At 39.6% G+C, this 20,432-nt stretch carries 15 protein-coding genes; 6 read left to right on the top strand and 9 right to left on the bottom strand.

All coding sequences use genetic code 11. From position 1 onward, the window contains the following. Positions 1 to 455: 455 nt before the first annotated feature. The 3 genes from J8L98_RS12360 (at position 456) to J8L98_RS12350 (ending at position 4,193) form a co-directional block, all read left to right on the top strand. Complete coding sequence (locus tag J8L98_RS12360) at positions 456 to 794, top strand: PadR family transcriptional regulator (RefSeq protein ID WP_210996669.1); 339 nt, start codon at positions 456 to 458, stop codon at positions 792 to 794. Position 795: 1 nt separating this feature from the next. Next, a complete protein-coding gene (locus J8L98_RS12355) occupies positions 796 to 1,482 on the top strand; it encodes a hypothetical protein (RefSeq protein WP_210996668.1) in 687 nt (228 codons plus the stop codon). Positions 1,483 to 1,559: 77 nt separating this feature from the next. Then, on the top strand, positions 1,560 to 4,193 hold the full coding sequence (locus J8L98_RS12350) for a M1 family metallopeptidase (protein ID WP_210996667.1): 2,634 nt from the start codon (positions 1,560 to 1,562) through the stop codon (positions 4,191 to 4,193). A gap of 335 nt (positions 4,194 to 4,528) precedes the next feature. On the opposite strand, the gene J8L98_RS12345 is transcribed toward J8L98_RS12350, so the two are convergent. The 5 genes from J8L98_RS12345 to J8L98_RS12325 form a co-directional block, all read right to left on the bottom strand. Next, positions 4,529 to 4,942: a hypothetical protein gene (locus J8L98_RS12345; protein WP_210996666.1), complete on the bottom strand. Its 414-nt coding sequence runs from the start codon at positions 4,940 to 4,942 to the stop codon at positions 4,529 to 4,531. Then, positions 4,929 to 6,269, bottom strand: a complete 1,341-nt coding sequence (locus J8L98_RS12340) for an ATP-binding protein (RefSeq protein WP_192507639.1) — start codon at positions 6,267 to 6,269, stop codon at positions 4,929 to 4,931. Before J8L98_RS12340 ends, J8L98_RS12345 begins: the two co-directional genes overlap by 14 nt. Further along, positions 6,263 to 6,937 (bottom strand): response regulator transcription factor, encoded by a 675-nt coding sequence (locus J8L98_RS12335; protein ID WP_192507638.1) that lies wholly within the window; start codon positions 6,935 to 6,937, stop codon positions 6,263 to 6,265. Before J8L98_RS12335 ends, J8L98_RS12340 begins: the two co-directional genes overlap by 7 nt. Before the next feature lie 2 nt (positions 6,938 to 6,939). Next, positions 6,940 to 7,182, bottom strand: a complete 243-nt coding sequence (locus J8L98_RS12330) for a PepSY domain-containing protein (RefSeq protein ID WP_210996665.1) — start codon at positions 7,180 to 7,182, stop codon at positions 6,940 to 6,942. Between the two features lie 89 nt (positions 7,183 to 7,271). After that, complete coding sequence (locus J8L98_RS12325) at positions 7,272 to 7,568, bottom strand: YciI family protein (protein ID WP_192507636.1); 297 nt, start codon at positions 7,566 to 7,568, stop codon at positions 7,272 to 7,274. Positions 7,569 to 7,735: 167 nt separating this feature from the next. On the opposite strand from J8L98_RS12325, the gene J8L98_RS12320 reads away from it, so the two are divergent. Next, entirely contained in the window at positions 7,736 to 9,160 is a 1,425-nt protein-coding gene (locus J8L98_RS12320; RefSeq protein WP_210996664.1) for a sodium-dependent transporter, read from the top strand. A 72-nt stretch (positions 9,161 to 9,232) separates the two neighbouring features. On the opposite strand, the gene J8L98_RS12315 is transcribed toward J8L98_RS12320, so the two are convergent. Then, positions 9,233 to 10,234 carry a hypothetical protein gene (locus J8L98_RS12315; protein WP_210996663.1) on the bottom strand — a complete coding sequence of 334 codons (1,002 nt, stop codon included), beginning with the start codon at positions 10,232 to 10,234 and terminating at the stop codon, positions 9,233 to 9,235. Positions 10,235 to 10,730: 496 nt separating this feature from the next. On the opposite strand from J8L98_RS12315, the gene J8L98_RS12310 reads away from it, so the two are divergent. Beyond that, positions 10,731 to 12,752 (top strand): S9 family peptidase, encoded by a 2,022-nt coding sequence (locus J8L98_RS12310; RefSeq protein WP_210996662.1) that lies wholly within the window; start codon positions 10,731 to 10,733, stop codon positions 12,750 to 12,752. Positions 12,753 to 12,812: 60 nt separating this feature from the next. Here J8L98_RS12310 and J8L98_RS12305 read toward each other — a convergent pair whose 3' ends face one another. The 3 genes from J8L98_RS12305 to J8L98_RS12295 are packed head-to-tail and all read right to left on the bottom strand — an operon-like array spanning position 12,813 to position 17,757. Beyond that, positions 12,813 to 13,385, bottom strand: coding sequence for a hypothetical protein (locus J8L98_RS12305; protein WP_210996661.1), 573 nt, complete (start codon positions 13,383 to 13,385; stop codon positions 12,813 to 12,815). Further along, on the bottom strand, positions 13,382 to 14,140 hold the full coding sequence (locus J8L98_RS12300; RefSeq protein WP_210996660.1) for a hypothetical protein: 759 nt from the start codon (positions 14,138 to 14,140) through the stop codon (positions 13,382 to 13,384). Before J8L98_RS12300 ends, J8L98_RS12305 begins: the two co-directional genes overlap by 4 nt. Before the next feature lie 29 nt (positions 14,141 to 14,169). Further along, entirely contained in the window at positions 14,170 to 17,757 is a 3,588-nt protein-coding gene (locus tag J8L98_RS12295) for an ATP-binding protein (RefSeq protein WP_210996659.1), read from the bottom strand. A 737-nt stretch (positions 17,758 to 18,494) separates the two neighbouring features. Between J8L98_RS12295 and J8L98_RS12290 the strand changes: the two genes are divergently transcribed. Beyond that, positions 18,495 to 20,366 (top strand): S8 family serine peptidase, encoded by a 1,872-nt coding sequence (locus J8L98_RS12290; protein WP_210996658.1) that lies wholly within the window; start codon positions 18,495 to 18,497, stop codon positions 20,364 to 20,366. Positions 20,367 to 20,432 lie beyond the last annotated feature (66 nt).

Here is a 20,432-nt window from a genome sequence, read left to right as displayed (position 1 = left end):
AAAGAAGCGTATTATTCTGAATTAAAAACTGTCTAGTGAAAGCTGGGAAGTCCAGTGTGCCGATACGTGAGTGATAACTCATTGATGATGAGCTTTATTTTCTGATTTTTCCTCACATCAAATCATGTTAACTAAAAGCATATCAACTAAAAGCATATCAAATAAAAAGCGAACGTCTACACCTGTAAGCACGGCATACCTAGATAACGACAAAACGCAATCTTCTCAACCCCCTGATGAGTAAAAACGAGAAGCTGACAGTATCTGCTTTCTGCGCAACGACTTTTCTACTCAACTACTTGTAACAACAATGCAGGTTAAATAAGTTTTTCCTAGATACTTCGGTGCTTACATGAGGATCACGTAAGGGCATCAATAATAACTACATAATAGATATTATTGACATTCAAAATGTTTATTCTATTATGTAGTTATTATTGTGAGGGCGGTGAAAAATGGCGAATAAAAAATCATATTTAGGCGAATTCGAACATTTGGTTTTGCTGAGTATTTTACATCTTGGCGATGAGGCTTATGGTGTGACAGTACGACGTTATTTGAAAGATAGTATTGATAGAGAAGTGTCTATTGGCGCTATCTATACAACCGTTGAAAGGCTTGAGAAAAAGGGCTTTATCACATCAAGAAAGGGGGGGGCAACGGCTGAGCGCGGTGGTAAGGCTAAACGGTATTTTACAGTCACAGCACTTGGCGTATCGAGTTTGCAAGATACGCGGATCAGATTAGAAAAGATGTGGTGCAAATTACCTGTGATTGCAGGGCTTGGAGATTGAAATGACAAGTGCATCATTAAAGATTGCAAAGTGGCTTCTTGACGTGATCTTACCCAGTAAAGTGAAGGATGACATATTAGGGGACTTGGAAGAGGAGTATTCTCATTATATGGCAACTGATGTCGGCAAAGCCAATTGTTGGCTTTGGCATCAAGTCCTGTTGACTTGCTCTCGGTATTTATTCATCTCTACTCGTTTACTGATAGCACTTGCTGTGTGCGTTACTTTATGTGTGTTAGCTCTGTTTTATACGGCGTTGGCATTTTTATCATATGCAGATACCCCCTTGGTTTATGGCAAGTCATACTGGCTCAGTGGCAGTGCTAACATGTTGTTTTTTGAGGCGGCATTTTGGCATTTCGCCGCTGAAGCGATAGATGGGCGGTTCGGCATTGATTTCTTAATTGATTTTAGAGCCGTGCTTTACACCGTTTTGATGTTTACGTTGTTACAGGTTATAGATAAGAAATACCCATTATCTGTTGCGCAATTTATAGCTGTGAGCATCGCCTTTATATTGCTCCCTCACATTTGTTTATTTTTTTACTTTCAAATGTATAACTTAGTACTACATCAAACTGGACCTTACATAGCGCTAATGTGGCTATCTACCATGTACCTATTGCCAATTTGTAGCTATAGATTGGTAAGTAAACTCCATGAGCATGCGCGCCAATATGGGATGTAGGGTCGCTGTTTGAATGGTCATCGTAAACAGTGAGCGTGGTTTTATTACTATGAGTAAAAATAGTTGAGGGTAAAAGTTTGAGCTCGAGATATGTATTATTCACACTTTTTTATATCGCAGCACTACTCATTAAGCTAGAGCATGTTGAAGCGGCTGAGTATAAACTGGGTCATTATGTCACACCAGAACAGCAAAAAATTGTTCTGCACTTGAACCCCAATATAGATGAATACCGTGGTACAACGGAAATATCAGTACATGTAAAGGAGGCCGTTAGCGCGATTAAACTATATAGTAAAAAGCTAAATATACGCCGTGCTACGCTCACTTTGGACGCCGAAAAGCCAATAGGTTTGGCCGCCTCTAAAGCAAATAAATACGATATAATAGAGCTTACTGCACAGCAGAAGATTGAACGTGGACGTTATCTATTATCCGTTCAATTTTCAGGTAATTACAATCGAGATATGACCGGGTTGTATCAGTTTTATGATCAGGGGCATTATCTGGCGACGCAATTTCAGGCTATGCAGGCAAGAACGGTTTTTCCATCATTTGATGAACCTGAGTTCAAAATTTCTTTTCAAATAACCATTATCGCCCCCAGCGATTTTGATGTAATTAGTAGCACGCCCATTGAGTTCATTGATGAAAAAAACGGCTACATCACACATCATTTTAAAGAAACAAGACCAATAAATACGGATGTGATTGCTTTTTCGGTAGGTAAATTTAAGTCATTAACCATTAAAGGGTTACCTGTCTCATCAGTGATTTATACAACCCAAGGTGCAGATAATCATTATGAGCATGTAGCACGAGTCATTCCTAAACTTTTTAATTATATTCAGTCTTATTTTTCAATTCAATTCCCATATCAAAAATTGGATTTTCTTGTGCTGCCAGCATATGAAGGCGCGGGCATGGAAAATGTGGGGCTCGTTACACTAAATAAAACATGGATCACATCGCCAAATGAAGTATCAAAATCAAAGCGATATGCACTGTATAAATTACTGGCACATGAAATAATTCACATGTGGTTTGGTAATTTAGTGACAATGCGGTGGTGGGATGATCTTTGGCTTAATGAGTCTTTTTCGGAGTGGCTAGCGAGAAAAATGGTTACTACTCACTATGCTGAATTTGAAAATAATTTAGATTTACCACAACTTGAATCCTTTTGGGATGATACGCCAACATCACGACCAATTAAACGGACAATGCGCACAGTCGATGATTACCATTCTATTGGACAAGTGGTATATACAAAAGGCAGTTCGGTTATAGCAATGGTTGAGCAATATGTGGGTGAAAGAGCATTTCGACTCGCTGTTATTTCTTATATAAAGCAGTTTTATGGGGGGAATGTATCTTACTCTGAATTTATCGCGCATATAGAAGCGCATGCAAAACGGCCAGTCGCAGATATTTTTGACTCTTTTTTAAAACAGCCAAGTTACCCTTTTGTGAGTGTGACAAGAAAAAACAATCAACTGATCATTACTCAGCGTCCATTTACTGAATCAGGCAGTGAGCCAGTCAGAGAACTAAGCAGCACCAATAAGGCTCCGTATTGGCACATACCACTGCAACTTAAGTTTTTTACGCACCATGGTGTGATCATTCAACCTGTTTTGTTGAATGAAACTGAGCTGACCGTGCCTTTACCTAAAGGCACGTTTGCGGTGTTTCCTGATGCGTATGGCTTGGGATATTACCGGTATACGAGCTATTTTGATGACACGGTGAGTGATGCAGGTAATGAAACTTGGATTAATTTACTGTCTGATATCGAAAAGCAGTCACTCATGGCAAATAATCAGGCTTTAGTTCGTGGCGGATATAGAAGTTATGCTGATGCACTGACTCTGCAGTTGCAAATGATAACCAATAAATCGGTTAATCAAGAGTTGGTTGTAGAAGGACTTCGCGCTCTAAACAATGATTTTTATGATGTGGTACCCCCTCGTCTTTATGAGCCGAATGCGAGTTACATAATTGAAAAATTGTCGCCCATATTGAATGCGAGGCGTTGGTATCGTGATAATAGTGACGCAAGCGCCAATAGTGAATTGAAATCAATTTCTTTAATTTTCCTCGGGGCAAAATTACGAGATAATGACGCAATCAATTTCGCAAAAACACATTACCAAGCAATATTAACAAGACAATCTCAACTGGATATTGAACTACAAAATGCAGTACTTAATGTCATAGCCAGTACCTCAGGGAAAAAAGAATTGAACCAGTTTATGGCAACTTATAAAACCTCGAAGAATGAAGCACTGAAAAAGCGCCTAATTCGCTACATGGGGTACTTTTCTTTTGAAGGTGCTGTGCAGATGTATTACGCCTTTTTGTTTTCTAAAGATGTGCGTAAAGAAGCGTTTAAAGGCTATTATCTCCAATACCCAATCTACAACCCGAAAAATAGAACATCAGCCATCAATTACCTTGAGAAAAATATAAATAAGTTGTTTGAAAAATCATCGCCTGAAGAGCAGCAGTGGCAGCCTTATTCTTTTGCGACAGTCTGTTCTATTGAGCTGAAAGACAGAATTAATAAGTTATTTTCTTCATATATAGATAAAATTGATGGACTAAAGAGTAAGCTTGCCAACGTTAATCATATGATAACTCAGTGTGATGTTGCGCAAAAAGCGCAATATGAACGACTGGTTGATTTGCTTTCAGTGAAGGAGAACTAATGACTTGAAGCGTGTTGATATTAAGGTAATTAACCTCAGCTCTGGATAAGCGAATTTGCCCAATAAAGCTATTTTTCTCACTCTCGGCGTTGCTTTTGTTTGTAATAGCCCGCTATTACTGCATAAAAGCGCCTTGATACTGAACAAAATATCATCATTGGATTGTACGTAAGTTTGTTTTTAAAACACTTTCTATTTCAAAACCCTTATCCAAACCTGAGGTTAATTAGTCAGTGTCTTTAACAGCGTTTCAACCAAAAAGTTAATCGGTGCGTGCAGTTTAAAGCGCACGAGTATATTGAAAGGCACCCTTCGAAAACCACTCGCTGTTAAGATTAGAAGGGGAGCTTGAGATCTTCAATGTGCCTTTGTAACATGCGAATTTTACATTTTTTATAGATGATGGCAGCCTTAGTCGCGTTAGGCATTTGATGTAAATATCGCCAGCGACAGCTGTCTTCAATATATTTGTCTTGCCTGATAAAGCTGCGTTCTACAATAGGTAGTAATTGAGAGTTGCCAGTATCTTGTTCGATTAAATTCATGTCTAGTCTAAGTTTGGTGATCCAGGTTTTTCTGGTGCGCTCTAGGTTGGTAATGTTCCCATCTAAACAAATAATATAATTTTTTGCGCGTGACGGATGCGTATCAGCCAATGGCTCACAGTCTTTTAAAATATCGATATTCGCATTGACTGATGCTGAACAAAATAGCAGTGAAAAATAAAAGACGTTTTTAGTTTTTTTCATAATTAAACTCAATCGAAAACCTAGCTCCACCAAGTGGTGAGTTATCTATATGTATATGCCCATGGTATGCGTTCACTAAGTCGGATACAATGGCCATTCCGACACCATGTCCAGCTTCATATGTGTCTAATCTCGCACCGCGTTTTAATAGTTCAGACCGTTGATGGTCGGGTATTCCAGGGCCGTCGTCAGATACTTCAATACATATCCCTTTATTATTCAATGCACGTAGGTTTATTTCAACTGTGTGTTGGCAAGCTTTACAAGCGTTATCAATAATATTGCCTAGAATTTCCATTAAGTCTGTTTTATCGCCTAAGAAAGCAAGATCCGGGCTACATTGACAATGGAAGTCAATATTTTTGTCGTGATATACCTTGCGCATTGCATTCAGTATAGATTTTAGCACAGGTTCTACAACTGTTTGCTTTTTCCAAGTATCTGAAGCGCCTGTCGCAGCCCGTTTTAATTGGTGCTCTATCATTGCATTTATTCTATCGAGCTGCTCTTGTGCGTCTTCATCTGATGCCATCGGGCTAGATTTCAATACTGCTAAGGGGGTTTTTAAAGCGTGGGCTAAGTCACTTAAGGATGATCTATAACGCTCTTTTTGGCGGCGTTGAGAATCAAGTAATAAATTTAGGTCAGCCTTAATCGTTTGTAGTTCAACAGGGTAGAGGCCACTAATTTTGTCTCTTTCACCGGCTTCCACTTCTTTAATTTCTTTATCAAGCCGTTGCAAAGGTCTGGCATTCCAAATAAAGCCCACAGCCATGAGCGCTGCAATAAGTACCCCCATGACTAACATCCAATTTACAAGCGTATTGCGAAAACCCGACATTTGTTCCACGAGTGCATCGTTGCGTTTTAATAAAATAAATCGTGCATGTTGCGATTGTTCTGCGTTACCTAAAATAACAGTTAAGCTTAATTGCCAGTACTTTGCTTGATTGTATTTCACTAACTCAAATTCAGCTGCGCCAGCTTCTCCGTTTACAAACTCGGGTGTGACAGACAGGTTAACCGCTGACTCCGAATACCAAACAAGCGTTTGATCTTGATAAACCATTGCAAAGGTATCTGAATTTAACCGGTTTAGCTCAGGTGCCAAAATGGTTCGAGGCATTTCAATGCCATCAGTGACAAATTCGACTTCAGATATTAGGGAGTATAAATGCGCTTCTAAGGTTTTCTCTGTTGCTTCAACTAAAGAGGCATGATAGGCACGGCCAATGGAGAAAAACAAGGCCGGAAGTGCAACAATAAGCACAAAGACAAGAATGAATCCTTGTCTTATTTTTAAAGAGATTTGTGCAGCGTTTACCACTGGTTTTTAAACCTGTAGCCTCTTCCTCGCAATGTTTCGACAGGATTAAGCGTACCATCGGGATCGAGCTTTTTCCGCAATCGTAAAACAAAGACTTCAATGACGTTTGAATCTAAATCAAAATCTTGATCATAAATATGTTCTGTAAGTTCTGATTTTGATATCACTTTTTGGGGGTTAACCATTAAATACTCGAGTACTTTATACTCATAAGCTGTTAATGAGAGTTCTCTTTCGTTAACCCATACCTGCTGAGAACGGGTATGAATTTTTATTGGCCCAATACTGATTTCGGGATTTGCTTGACCTGCACTTCTACGAATTAGGGCATTACAGCGAGCGATGAGTTCTTCTAAATGAAACGGTTTGGTTAAGTAATCATCTGCACCAGCATCAAGCCCTTCAACTTTATCTTGCCAACGATCTCGCGCGGTGAGTATTAGAATAGGAATGTCTATTCCAGCAGCTCTGGCTTGACGAATAATTTCGATACCATTTAATTTCGGGAGCCCCAAATCGATAACCGCCATATCTAACGGATATTCTTTCAGATGAAACAAACCAGACTCACCATCATGGCATAAATCGATACTGTATTTTTCTTTCTCAAGTGCGCTACGCAGGTTTTCGGCCAGTTGAATATCATCTTCAATTACTAAAATTCGCATTTCTAATCCTTTTTGACCTTTCCAGTCACTTTATTAACTTTGAGATCTACAATACGACCGTTGCTTTGCAATATACGTACGATGAAATAGTCACCTTGCTCGGTTATTTTCAAGGTTCTACCAGAAAAATCTGCTAAGGCAAGTTCGACAGCCTGTTTTTTGGTTATTGTCTGCTTTTCAGCACTTGAGGCGTTACTTGACAGTAACAACAACCCAGAAAGAAACAGACAAACTATCAATCGCATTTTACAAAGCTCCACGATCTTAAAGTTACTAAACAAGAGTATGTAAGATTAGAACACAGGTGATTAACCTTTCCTGAACTTACACCAGATTAAAATACTTTTTTAAATGGTTTTACGATACTACCAGCGTAAACACCCGCGTGAATATAAGGGTCATCATCAGCCCAAGCTTGTGCTTGTGCTAATGAATCGAATTCAGCGATGATCAATGAGCCAGTAAAACCCGCACTTCCAGGATCATTCGAATCAATCGCCGGCAATGGGCCCGCCGCAACAACACGACCTTGTTCTTGCAGCTCGGTAATGCGCGCTATATGCGCGGGTCGGGCAGCTAAGCGTTTTTCTAAAGAGTTTTCTACGTCTGTAGAATGGATCATATATAACATAGCTATGCTAATCAGTAAGATAAATTTTCCATATAGTAGTCTGATTTGCACTAGCTTGTAAACGATGATCAGATTTGTCTGGGCCTTTAACGTTAAAAACTTGAAAATAGGCCGTGAAGGCTGGTAGAGTCGCTCGGATATTTTAAAATAATAATAAGGTTGTCTGCATGAGTGCAAATCGTGAGCATTTTAGCTCCCGACTAGGTTTCATCTTAGCTGCAGCAGGTTCTGCTGTCGGGATTGGTAACTTAGTTGGCTTCCCAGTATCTGCTACTAAAAATGGTGGTGGTGCATTTTTACTCGTTTATGCTTTGTTCGTCGCTTTTATTTGTTTGCCCGTTATGATGGCTGAAATGGCCATGGGCCGTAAGGCACAAAAAGACCCATACGGTGCGTATAAAACGCTCTCTGGCAGTGACAAGAAGTGGTCGTTTGCAGGCATGTTAGCGGTTTTAACGCCTTTTATGATCGCTGTATTTTATATGGTTATCACCGTTTGGATTTTTGGATACTTAGCACAGACAGCCATGGGGAACCTAGATGCATTAGCGGATCCGGCTCACTTTGGTGAGTTTATTAATCAATCTAGTGTTTTTTGGTATATGTTGCTGGTTGGTATTATCGTTAATTTAATTTTAGTGGGGGGCGTAAAGCAAGGGATTGAAAAAGCGGCTAAGTTTTTGATGCCTGCGTTGTTTGTGCTATTGATAGGGCTTGTTGCCTATGTGCTAACATTAGATAATGCGATGGCTGGTGTGCGCTATTATGTGATTCCCGACTTTTCTAAAATGAATGCCAGTGTGTTAAATGGTGCGTTATCTCAGGCGTTCTTTTCATTGTCTTTGGGGATGGGTATTTTAATGACTTATGCCTCTTATATTTCTAAAAAGGAAGACATTGTTGGTGGTGCAAAGATGGTTGCGCTTACTGATTCTTTGGTCGCATTTATAGCGGGTCTTATGGTGTTACCAGCCATATTTAGCTTCAACCCAGCAACCAACCCTGATGAATTATCTGAATCGTCAGTATCAATGATTTTTGTATACTTACCTAAAATCCTACTTGCCATTCAATCAGATATTGGATACACCGGCGCTTCGATTGTGGCTTTTGTGTTTTTCTTGCTGGTATTTTTTGCGGCAATCACGTCTTTGGTCTCTATTATTGAAGTGCCGACCGCAGCGTTAATGGAAGAGAAGAATGTGAGTCGTAAGGCTGCATTAATCATACTTGCAGGTGCAACGGGTATATTAACGATACTCTCAACGATGTCATTTGGTATGGTTGATTGGTTAACCCAATTTATAAATTATGGTGGCGCAAGTAAGAGCTTATTTGATCTGGTATATGATGTTTTTTACGATACGATCTTGCCTCTCAATGGCTTAATGGTGTGTTTATTTGTGATATATCGTTGGAAGAAAGTACGTTTATCTGAAGAGTTATCTCAAGGCTGTGAAGGATATGAAGGGAGCTTTACTGAGAAATACGTGAACTTTTCACTATCGACGTTCATTCCAGTTGTATTACTGATTATTTTTGTGAATACCGTTGCAACGAAGTTTTTCGCAGTGAGCTTGTTTGGCTTTTAATTTACGATAGATAATAGCAAAGCCAGCACATCGTGCTGGCTTTTTTGTTGTTGAATGACTGTAACCGTTATTTTAATAAAAAGGCGCGTATAACCACATATTTAAAAACGTAATTTGAGAGTTTGCATCTTTGAACTGAACACCCGCTTTGGAAAACTTCATGGTGTATTGCACTGCATCACCAACACGCTTGTTATCTAGCGCTGTGATAGGCACAAAGTTAACCGTACTTAGGTTGGCATGATGTTGAATGGCAGCAGGGATGTCTTGGGTCATATCTACCCCAAGGAACTCAAAGACATCAATTACAATACGGCCAAACTCTTCATATAGTTTATCGAATATTTTAGGGGTTAGCTGCTCAAATAGTTCGAATAAAAATGGCAGGTTAACATCAACGTCTACTTTCGGTTGAAAGCTAGATTTGGCAGGATCAATACTCAGGTTCCGACTATAGATGTTGTACTGGCCTTTCAATAGAATGTTTGAGTATTTAATGTTGACGGTAAAACGTACTGGTAATCTTAATTGGTACTTTTTTAATTTGCCCTGAGTGAGCACTTCAAACCCTGAAGCAGTGATAGGAACATTGCCTTGGCTATCTACTCGCCCTTGAATACGAATGGTCGCTTCACCGATAAATTTAGCATCGATACCTTTGACGCGCGCGCCTGTTTGTGCAGACACATTGTTAACGATTTGAGTGCCAATTTCTTTGAAGTTGGTTTCAATAATCGACACCTGTGTGCGTGCTATTGGGTGTACTTCGTTGTACATATCATCTATGGATTGATCGCTTGTCGTAAGCCCTCGGATGTAGCACTCGCCATTATTAATCACTAAAGGGTGGAAATAAGGGAACATGAAAATAGGATCCCCTGGGTCGAATGCCGTTTCTTGCACTTCAATACATGAAGCTGAATGATTAGTATAAATTAGATCATGCATCGAGGAGCCAGTTGTTGAACTACTAACAAAGGTCGATGATGACTGTTGGGTATCTAGATCATTGGTCGAGCTATTGGCAAATAAAAGGGGGGATGCCAATAGCAATGCCATGACTGCGTATTTCATTTTCATTTCCTTATTGATGGATAGATATTATTAATTTATTTATAGCTGAGCGTTATCTCCACTTTGTGACGAGAAGAAATGCCTGTTTTTTAGTCTAATTACCCATGTGAAATGTACTTTTAATATGAAGAGCCTAGGGGCTGTTGATCTTTGCTGTTCTATTTTTGTTCTCTTTGAGCGTGGCTTTTATCGTGGCGCTTAATGTGTGGCTTAGTGATCTAAGCGAATATTAAGCAACAAAGAGAAAAGGGCGCTCAAAAGAACCAGTAGGCAGCGCTTGATTGGCTTTTCTACTATGTTATCGGCTGACTCACATGGAATAACCATGCTACGCAGCCTCTTTCTTGTATAAAATCCAACCAAACTGCTGGAAAAATGAACCTAAAAGATCAACAGCCCCTAATTTATTGATAGTTCATCGAGTATGAAGTGACGACTTTGTGACTTTGTTTCATAATGCTTACCTATCATTTTAATGACTTTTTGGGAAACACTCATGTCTCATATAATTCGATGTGCAGTTATGGCTTGTGCTATTGTGCCGGCTGTTACTCATGCAAGTACTGTTTTTGATTCAAAAGATATATTTTCTCTTGAATATGCCAGTGATGTTCAATTGTCACCAAGTGGTGACAGTGTCATCTATGTACGTAATTCAAATGATGTGATGCGCGACAGCAAAAGGCGTAACTTATGGCTAGTAGACACTAAATCGGGCGAACAAAGTCCGCTGTTTTCAGGCGAAAGTCAATATAGTCAACCCAGATGGTCAGAAGACGGTAAAAAAATAGCATTTGTTAGCAATATGTCCGGTAGTTCGCAAATTCATGTGCATTATATCGCTGAAAACAAAACGGCATTGTTAACTCAGTTGCAGTCTGGTGTGAGCAATCTAACTTGGTCACCAGACGGTAAGTGGCTAGCGTTTAGTCAATTAGTTAACGAAAAGCCTTCGGTCATTGCGGCAATGCCAGCTAAACCAAAAGGGGCTACATGGTCGGACCCTGCGATAGTTATTGATAAAGCATATTATCAAGCCGATGGACGAGGGTTAGTGAAGCCAGGGTATCGGCAGATATTCGTGTTGCCAAGTGATGGTGGTACAGCGAGACAATTAACCTCGGGGGAGTATCACCATAGTGGAAAGCTATCTTGGCGACGCGACTCAAAAAGCATTGTATTTTCAGCAAATAGAATAAAAGACTGGGAATATAAGCGATTAGAAGGTGATTTGTTTGAGGTTGATTTAAACAATAATTTGCAGCAACTGACGTCTGCACCTGGACGTGAACATACGCCAAGCTTTTCAAACGACGGTAAGAAGCTGGCGTATTTAAGTGCATCTAATGCACTAAACCCATACCGCAATCAAAAGCTTAACATCATGAAGTGGCAAAACAAGACCACAAAAATGATAGCTGGTGAATTCGATCGTTCGATTAGCAGTCCGACATGGATCAGTGACTCTAAGCTGGCGATTTCGTATGATGATTTTGGTAAAAGAAAACTTGCCACGATCACCACAAAAGGGAAAATCACAGATCTGACCGATTCGCTTTCAGGTACTACTTTAGGGCGCCCTTATTTAAGTGGGGAGTTCAGTGGTAACTATTCAGGTAAAATTGCTTTTACTCACGGGAGCAGTGAAAGGCCAGCCGATGTTGCTATCATTAGTAAAAGAGGAAAGCAAAAGCAACTCACCACGTTAAATGAGGATCTACTGGCCCATAAGACGTTAGGTAAAGTCCATGAAATTAACTACAAATCATCATTTGATGGTGAATCAATTCAAGGTTGGTACATTACACCTCCCAATTTCGATCCGACAAAAAAATATCCGCTATTACTTGAGATCCATGGTGGGCCACACTTAGCATATGGTCCGCATTTTTCAGCTGAACTACAGCGATATGCAGCCGAAGGTTATGTTGTATTCTATGATAATCACAGAGGAAGTAGCTCATATGGTGAGCGATTCGCCATGCTTCTGAAGTATAAATATAGTTCGAAAGAAGATTTCGCGGACCATAACTCGGGTGTTGATGCGATGATCCAGACTGGGTTTGTTGACAAAGAGAACGTATTTATTGCTGGTGGATCTGCAGGAGGAATTGCCACAGCGTATGCGATAGGTTTATCTGATCGCTTTAATGCTGCTGTCGTCGTCAAACCGGTCATTAATTGGCTTAGTAAAGTGTTAACAGCCGATAGTGGCTTATTGCAAATTCCAACGCAATTTCCAGGGATGCCGTGGGATCATGTTGAACACTATTGGCAGCGTTCACCTATGTCACTGGTTGGCAATGTGAGCACGCCGACAATGCTAATGACTGGCGAGGAAGACTTACGTACACCAATGGCTGAAACGGAGCAATACTATCAAGCATTGAAACTTAGGAAAGTTGATACCGTGCTAATAAAAATTCCAGGTGCACCGCATGGAATTGCAGGACGTCCGTCTCGTATGATCAGTAAAATTGAACATACGTTAGCGTGGTTTGAAAAGTATAAAAAATAGCGTGGAAGCCGCAAAAGCGGCTTTTTAAGACTCGTGCTGGTTTAAATTCTGGGCAGTGGCTTACTCTTGTCCTGTTAGAGAAAAGAATTCCAGCATTAACTTAAAGTGGCCGCTCCCTAAGTATTCATTAGAAAGTACTTTACCGTGGCCACTGACATAGTCACCTTCGAAAGAGTGGACGAGCTCTCCCTCCATAATCACTTGCTGCTTGTTTTTAGCCCAATAAATGCGGATCCCTTGTTTAGAACCCCTGAAAGTGGCAAAGTAATCATCAAACTCCCGTTCTTTTCCTTTAATTGGGTTTAGCTCGAAATCGACTTGATCTTCAATGTTCTGATCTGTAGAGCTAAAAACAGCCAATTGAAAGGTGTCGTTAATGATAGTGTCGAAGTCCCACCAAGGCTTGTTTAAATTGCTCGTTTCAGGACTAGCCGCGAGCAAAGGCACTTCAAAATGTATGCTCGGTGTTTTATGCTCCTCCTCAACATATTGCGTAAAAATAGAGTTAATGATACGCATATCGTGAACTGTGAGGTCGACCTGCTTTTCACGTTCAAATTCGCTAATAGATTGTGCAATTAGGTGATCTTCAAGCGACTTATACACCTTGTCTGTGATCTTAACCTTGTTCATACTGATATCGTCTCATTTAATTTATTACTGTGATTGAGAAAGTAAATGTCTAATTCTGCTAGCTGTGAGCTACTAAGTTCTAAGCTGAGTTCAGACGCTTTAACGCGTTGTGTAAGTTTGTTCACAAAGCGCGAAATATGTGTAATGGCGGTGTTCCCTTGAAAGCCATGAAGCTCTCCTAATTGTTTCTGGGTATGGCCTGTTTTTCGATAAGACAGAGAAAAGAAATCGTAAAATAGTGCGCGTTTCTTATTGTCAGGTTCTTGGCCGATGGTTTCTAGTAATAAGTTGATAAAAAGAGTCGCATTTTTATCTATAGCGGCAGCTTGTTCTGGTTTTGGCTGCTTGCTTGGGAGCATCTCATAGATATTAGTTACCTTCTCAGGACCATGGGTATGTTCGTATACATGTATTAATTGAACTGAATTAATTTGGTCACGTGAATGAGTTTGTTCACTCGAAGATTTACGGCGAAATGTCACATTGGCGCTCATGTCAAGAAAAACACTTTCGAAAGACCGGTATGTGTAAGCTTTTAATAAATGATTAAAATCAGTTTGAGCACTCAAGCGTTGGGCTGCGGGACGCTCTTTATCAGAGGTTATTTCGCTTTGAGTTGCCTTGATCACCTTAAGTAAGGTTTCTTGAATGAGTGCCTCAGTATCGATACGATGGTCAGAGATTGACTTTTTTTTAGTTAAGTATTTGATGTATCGGTAAGCTTCTTCTACAGAGTCTTTTTTGCTAAACCACATTCCCACCTCCTTATCATTGTTTGCACACGTCACGGTTGTATTGCAACACGTTTACATGAAAGTAATTCGATATAATGGTCGAATTTCTTAGCTGATTTATTAAAAGCCAAGTGCGTTTGTTCATTTGAGTATTTTTCAACAAAGTGCTTGCCAGCCAAAAAGTATTGACAAGCTTGTGTATTGTCACCGAGCTCGGTGGCGATATAACCCAGATTAAATAATGTTCTTCGATAGCTATTCTTATACTTAAAACTAGTGGTGTTTTTTTCAATTAAGGTAAGTAAAGTCTCTTTTGCTTTTTCAAAGTGTGCCAGTGCTTGTAACTTCTCCCCTAAGTCATAAAAGTTGTTTGCTACTTGGGCATGAACGCTTTGTAGTAAATAGGCAAAGTTCAAGTTGTTTTCATCAGTCGCGGCAAGGCGTTGTGCCGATGTGAGAGCAAGTTGATGATATTTCTTGCTTTGCGTATCTAAATTAGTTGCTGAGTAGTAATTGGCAAAAGCGGCATACAGCTCAATGGTATGACCTTGCCAATCAATATTAGAAATATCTAAACGTTGTAATTTATTGGCAATTTCCACTCCCGATAAAAAGTACTTTTGTGATTCAGGCATTTGTTTGTTAGCTAAGTACTCCTTGCCGAGCCTTGTGGCTAATAGCAGCTGTGCTACTTGCACATGTACATTGTCGGGATCTTTTATAGCGTATATTCGAGCCAACTCATCTGCTTTTTTATAGTATCGAGATGCAATCGATTTTGATGCACTTTTTTCAGCTAAGTTGATATACGTTTTTAATAAATTGTATTGTGATATAAGGTGGTTGGGGTCTTTATCAAGTAGCTGGTTTAATAAGGTTTCAGCTTGAACCAACATTTCCTTGGCGATTGTATTTGATGGAGCAGCTTTAGCTAGGTTGCGATAAATGTCCACACGCAAATTGTTGAATGATTGCGTTAAGTGTGTGGGTTGCTTATGTGAGTTTAAAGTGAGCAGTACCTTTTCCAGCTGACTGGTCGCTAAATCAGTGTTACCTGATTCAAGTGATATTGTGGCAACACGGGTGGTGAGTTGCGCATTGAGTAATGCCAATTCATGATGACTCTCAGGTATATCGGTTAACAAACTGATAGCTTCTTCAAAATACACTTTCGCATCTGACGAAAAGCCTTGTTTTAACAATAATATGCCTAATTCATAGTTGAATTGAGCGACTACTTTTTTGTGAGCAAGCTCTGGAGATTGAATTTTTGGAAATGTCGATACTTTACGTTGGATTTGCTCCAAAACCTGCTTAATTTCACTGCGGTGTGTCGAGTCATCTTGACGCAGAATTTTTACCTGTATTAATAAAAGCCTGAGCTTATCAATATCAGCAAGTGGGATACCGTCTACGCTATCTATTAGGTTTGATAAGTGCTTATTTAGCTGTTTCCTTTGAAAAGTGGGCAAGTAATCGGCAAGTATTGGCTCTAACGAATCAATATTGACCAATACGTTATCTTTTAAGTGCGTAAGTACTTCGGTGGTTTTTATCTGTTCTGCAATTATTTGCTGTTTTTGTACATAAGCAAATGAGCCCGCAATGAGTGTACACAAAAATAGCATGCCCGTTGTCAATAAGCGGCGTTTTTGCTGTTTATTTTGTAATTCTAACGATGATTGATAGTCATGCTGAGATTGCATTATGTAATTACGGACTTCTTGTAAGCAAATCGTATTTGGCTGGCTTAAAAATCTGCTCCCTTCATTAAGCTCATGTTTGCTTAAGGCGTAATGTTTTTGTTCTTCTATATTATCGTGATGCCTTATCCACTGCGTATATTTGGTTTCAACCCCATGAAACCATTGTAAGTATTCTTTACGATCGTTTAGCCAAATATAGAACCGAGGCCAAATTTGTTGGTCCAGTGATAGGTCTTCAACAACGGTGATCAGGCAGTCGTGTGTTAATTTTACATAAGGAGGTGATTTGTATACTTGGTGCCTGATAATGAGTTGTTTTTCTATAAGCTCATCAACCAAGTTACTGAGTTGTGGGTATTGTTGGCCCAGAGCTAAAAAATCAACATGTTTTGCATAGCAATTACCATTAATATTAACCCCAACAAATAATTCAAAAAACTGCTCAGTGAGTGGCTCAAATTGTCCAAATATTTTTTCCGCTTGTCTGTAAATTACACCAGTTAATTTATTTAATTGTTTGTATTGTGTATAAGTTAATACCTTTGGATGTTCACTTTTGTTGGCAAGAGTGTGCATTTGTGCGAGTAAATATTCTACCGCAGGAAGTGCATGAGACAGTTTAAGGGCTTCGGTTTGTATCGTCTGAGCTAAGCCTGTCTCCAGTGATATTCCAAGAGCAATTGCTTGGTTTTCAATGATATCAATCCAATTTTCGGCAGATAAGCTGTGTGGAACGTAGAAATCATGGCCTTGCATACCTGTGTAATGAAGGTATTCGCTGCGAATGCTAACAATAATGGATATGGGGGTAATTTCACCAATCAGCACAAGGCTTTGCAGAAGCTGGCTATTTGGTTGTGCGTCATAAAGCTCTTCAAACTGATCAATAAACCAGATATATTTTGTTTTATGTGCAGTTAAGTGCGCAGATAGCTCATCAAGATATTGTGTTTTTTGCTCTAATAGTCCCTCAATGAAGCTTTCGACAGAGACGTCAAGCATTTTCAGTATTATGTCAAAGCCAACCTCCGCCGACGTAATAAAATCTGTTAACAAAGCGGTACTATCTTCGAATTGCTTTGGTAGGGCTATGTGCCACTTTACGCTATCATATTGTTTGGCTATCGCAGGCAGCAGACCGGCTTTTACTAAGCTCGATTTACCACTACCAGATACACCATGGACTTTTATTAAAGGTGTATCTTCTTGGAAAAGAGCAAGAAGTTCCGAAGTTTGTTGCTCTCTTCCAAAAAAATAATATTCATCATATGGGTCAAAACTGCAAAGCCCTTTAAATGTAAGGGTTCCACCGACTTGAGAACCATCAAAATCAGGGCCTAACAATATTTCTAAGGCTTGATTAATATGCTCTACAGGATGAAGAGCCCCCCCTAAATGCTGCACTTCATCGATGAGAGTTGGTGTAATATCATGAAGGTTTGCTTTAGGATAAAATATTGCAAATGGCATGTCAGGGTGACTAGCCATTGCATGTAATGCACCTTCTATCTTAGTGTTGATATGGCCAATACTGTGTACATTACCGCTTGGAGATACCTCACCTGTTGAAAAAATATGCTCTAGTACTGGTGCTTTTTTATTTAACTGTTGACGATAAGCGAGCGCTGCTCCTAATGCATATCCAAGCCCTACGCTAGTGCTCTCTGGTTGTAAATTAATAAGCTCACTATCATGACTGACCAGGTTGAGTTCAACGAAGAATTGCTTGTTTTGTCTATCAATCGGATTCAACGACATAAAAGCAGCTTCGGCAGCCATTGCAAAATAATTCATTTGCTCGGTGAACCTATAACCGAGCGAAAGTACAAGGTCATTTGAAAACTTAACTTTCACTTTTTGTTGGTCTTTTGGCGTAATGAACCTAAATGTCGGTTTATAGGTATAGCGTTTGTCTGACAAAAGAATATGCATTGCGTTTAGCTCTTATTATTCGTGTGGCATTACGTGGTGTTTTGCGACGTTGTTACATCGTCAATATCAATCTTCTGTTGTGCGTCACTTAGAATTGATTCAATTGTTAGATACTAACGATAATTAATCGGAAAAATAACAGAAAGATAAAATAAATTTATTAAAGCAAAATGGAAAGTGAACTGGTTTTTTTTGCTTCGTTGTTCAAGAGACATTCGCATCGTTTTAATGACGACTTGCCAGTTGTGCTTTTTTTGCATGTCGAACTCTAATAGAGTGGCACTAAAAATGAATTTTTATTCATAATTACTCATAAGTATCCTCCCCCTTGTTATTTTTTAAGCATTTTCTCGTTTGATTAGTTATCCATGCACAAAGCGCTTGAAAATAACGTAGATTATTAATGAATAAATTTCAATAATCAATAAGATGATAGCTGAGGGATGACAGTATAATTGAGATCAGAGCGTTGGCCGACATGGATGAAATAGCAGTCCTAATACACAACAACACTATTACGGCGTTCATATTAACGGCTTTTTAGAAAGTAGAGATGACTTTTACGTGAAAAGTGGTCCGAGTAGGTAAACCTTAGTTGCATATGAGAGGGTGGCATAGAGCCTTCTGATGGCTCGAACATGATTTGTTAATTTAAAAAATTGACAAAAACAGGAAGATTCTAAAGAAAAATAAAATACACAAAGATAAAAACTACATGATTTTTAAAGGGGAAAATAATGAAGAGAAAGATCACTAGCTATCTTATTGCAGGCTTATTGACAGGTATTGGCTATGCTGGCAATGCCAATGAAATGAATACCCAAAACCTCTACTTAGTACAATATTCTCCAGGCAGTATCGATAATCAACTCATTAAATCATTCAAAATTATAGGCCGCAGTGGCAATAGTAATATCGCACAGGCGGTTTTGAGTGACAGTGAAGTCACTTTGTTGGAAAGTTTTTCAGGAGTTGTGATAGAACGAAACTATGGGCTTTCTTTAAACACCAGTTCTTTAGAGTATTTAGATACCAGTGAAAATGGCATTGACTTGTTGCAGTATAGTGAACTTGAACCCTATTGGTTACGCACAACGGGAATTAATAAATTGCCCAATGTATCAGACAGTGTGCCTGTTTGCGTTATTGACTCAGGCGTGGATGAACAGCACATAGATTTACCACAAAATATGCGTGGCTATCATAGTCAATATGCGGGCTTTTGGAATTCCGATGCGTTAAGTCATGGTACTCATATGGCGGGTATTATAGCTGCACAGGAAAATGGCTGGGGTGTCAAGGGCGCTTTGAGTGATGGTGCGGTTAACTTACATATCAGCAAGTTAATCAGAACAGCCAATGGAAAGAATTCAACCATTTGGGGCAGTAATTTAATAGAATCAATAGAAGTCTGCGCTAATTCTGGTGCTAAAGTAATCAATATGTCGTTAAGTGGTACGAAATATTCATCGATGACTATGAACGTAATCGACAGGCTTACTTATGATAGAGGGATTATTTTTGTCGGTGCAGCGGGGAATCATGGCACAGCTGAAAAAAAGCAATCTGGAATATATAATGATCCACTACATTACCCTGCTTCATATCATAATGTAATTTCTGTTGGCGCGCTAAACACGAATGGACAAGCTGCGTCATTTTCACCCACTCATAATAAAATTGATTTTGTCATGCCAGGCACGAAAATAGTGTCGACAGCTAATCGCCATTACTCTGTGGTACAAAAAGTTAAAGCAAAATCTATCGCTGGCTACGAGGTTGAAGTACCATTTTCTCAAATAGATACAGGGACTTTAATGCCACAAAGCGTCATACCATTGGTGACTTCTTGTTTATTTACGCTCTCAAAAGAAGATATAACAGAGTTGACGAAGTTTAGGCGTTTACCTAATGATACACACAAAGCGCTATTTGCTACCGAACGTCAATGCCAAGAAGATGCGGGGAAAGTGCTCCTCGTAAAATATCCAAATACAAATAGTGGGTACTTGTACGGGTTAGATTATTTAACTGATTTCCCCACTTTATTAGTGCATAAGTGGCCGTTTGATGAGTCTGCTAATGTAGAGTTACAAATTAAGAGCTATCAAAGCAGTTATTTGGTCGGAGCAGGCACATCTCAGGCAACGGCGATTATGACAGGGGGGATTGCCAAGCTATGGTCTCAGAATCAGCAATGGACGCGAGATCAGATCATCAATGCTTTGAAATATGCAAGTTATGACCTAGGTGCTGCTGGAAAAGACGGTATGTATGGTCATGGCCTACCTGATTTTGCAAAAGCTTTAGAGTACTTAAACGCGGGGAGCATCAGCCAGTGCCCGAGTGAGTGGTATTACAATAAAGCGTATGATGGTGGGGAAAATATCACCTATTTAGGCACGATATATCGTGCTAACTATTGGTCAAAAGGGAGCAACCCCACAGCAAGCAGCAATAATTGGCGCGTCACAGGCTTATGTGACGACAGTGTGAGCAATCCTTCTCACGTTAATAATGATGCTGCACACTTAATGAATCTAACAGGATTAGAAGCCGGTGAAGTGGAGTATGAATGTAAAGGGCTTAGTTTAGGCTGTGGGAGCTAGTTCTTTGCGGTAACATGATGTAAAGGTCATGGCTTTCTTGTGGGTAGGTGTCAGCTCTGTGCGATG

The organism is Pseudoalteromonas sp. MMG013 (assembly GCF_018100885.1).
In the GTDB taxonomy this organism is placed as follows: Bacteria; Pseudomonadota; Gammaproteobacteria; order Enterobacterales; family Alteromonadaceae; genus Pseudoalteromonas; species Pseudoalteromonas aurantia.
The sequence above is the reverse complement of the archived record's forward strand: the minus strand, read 5'-3'. Positions and strand labels throughout refer to the sequence as shown.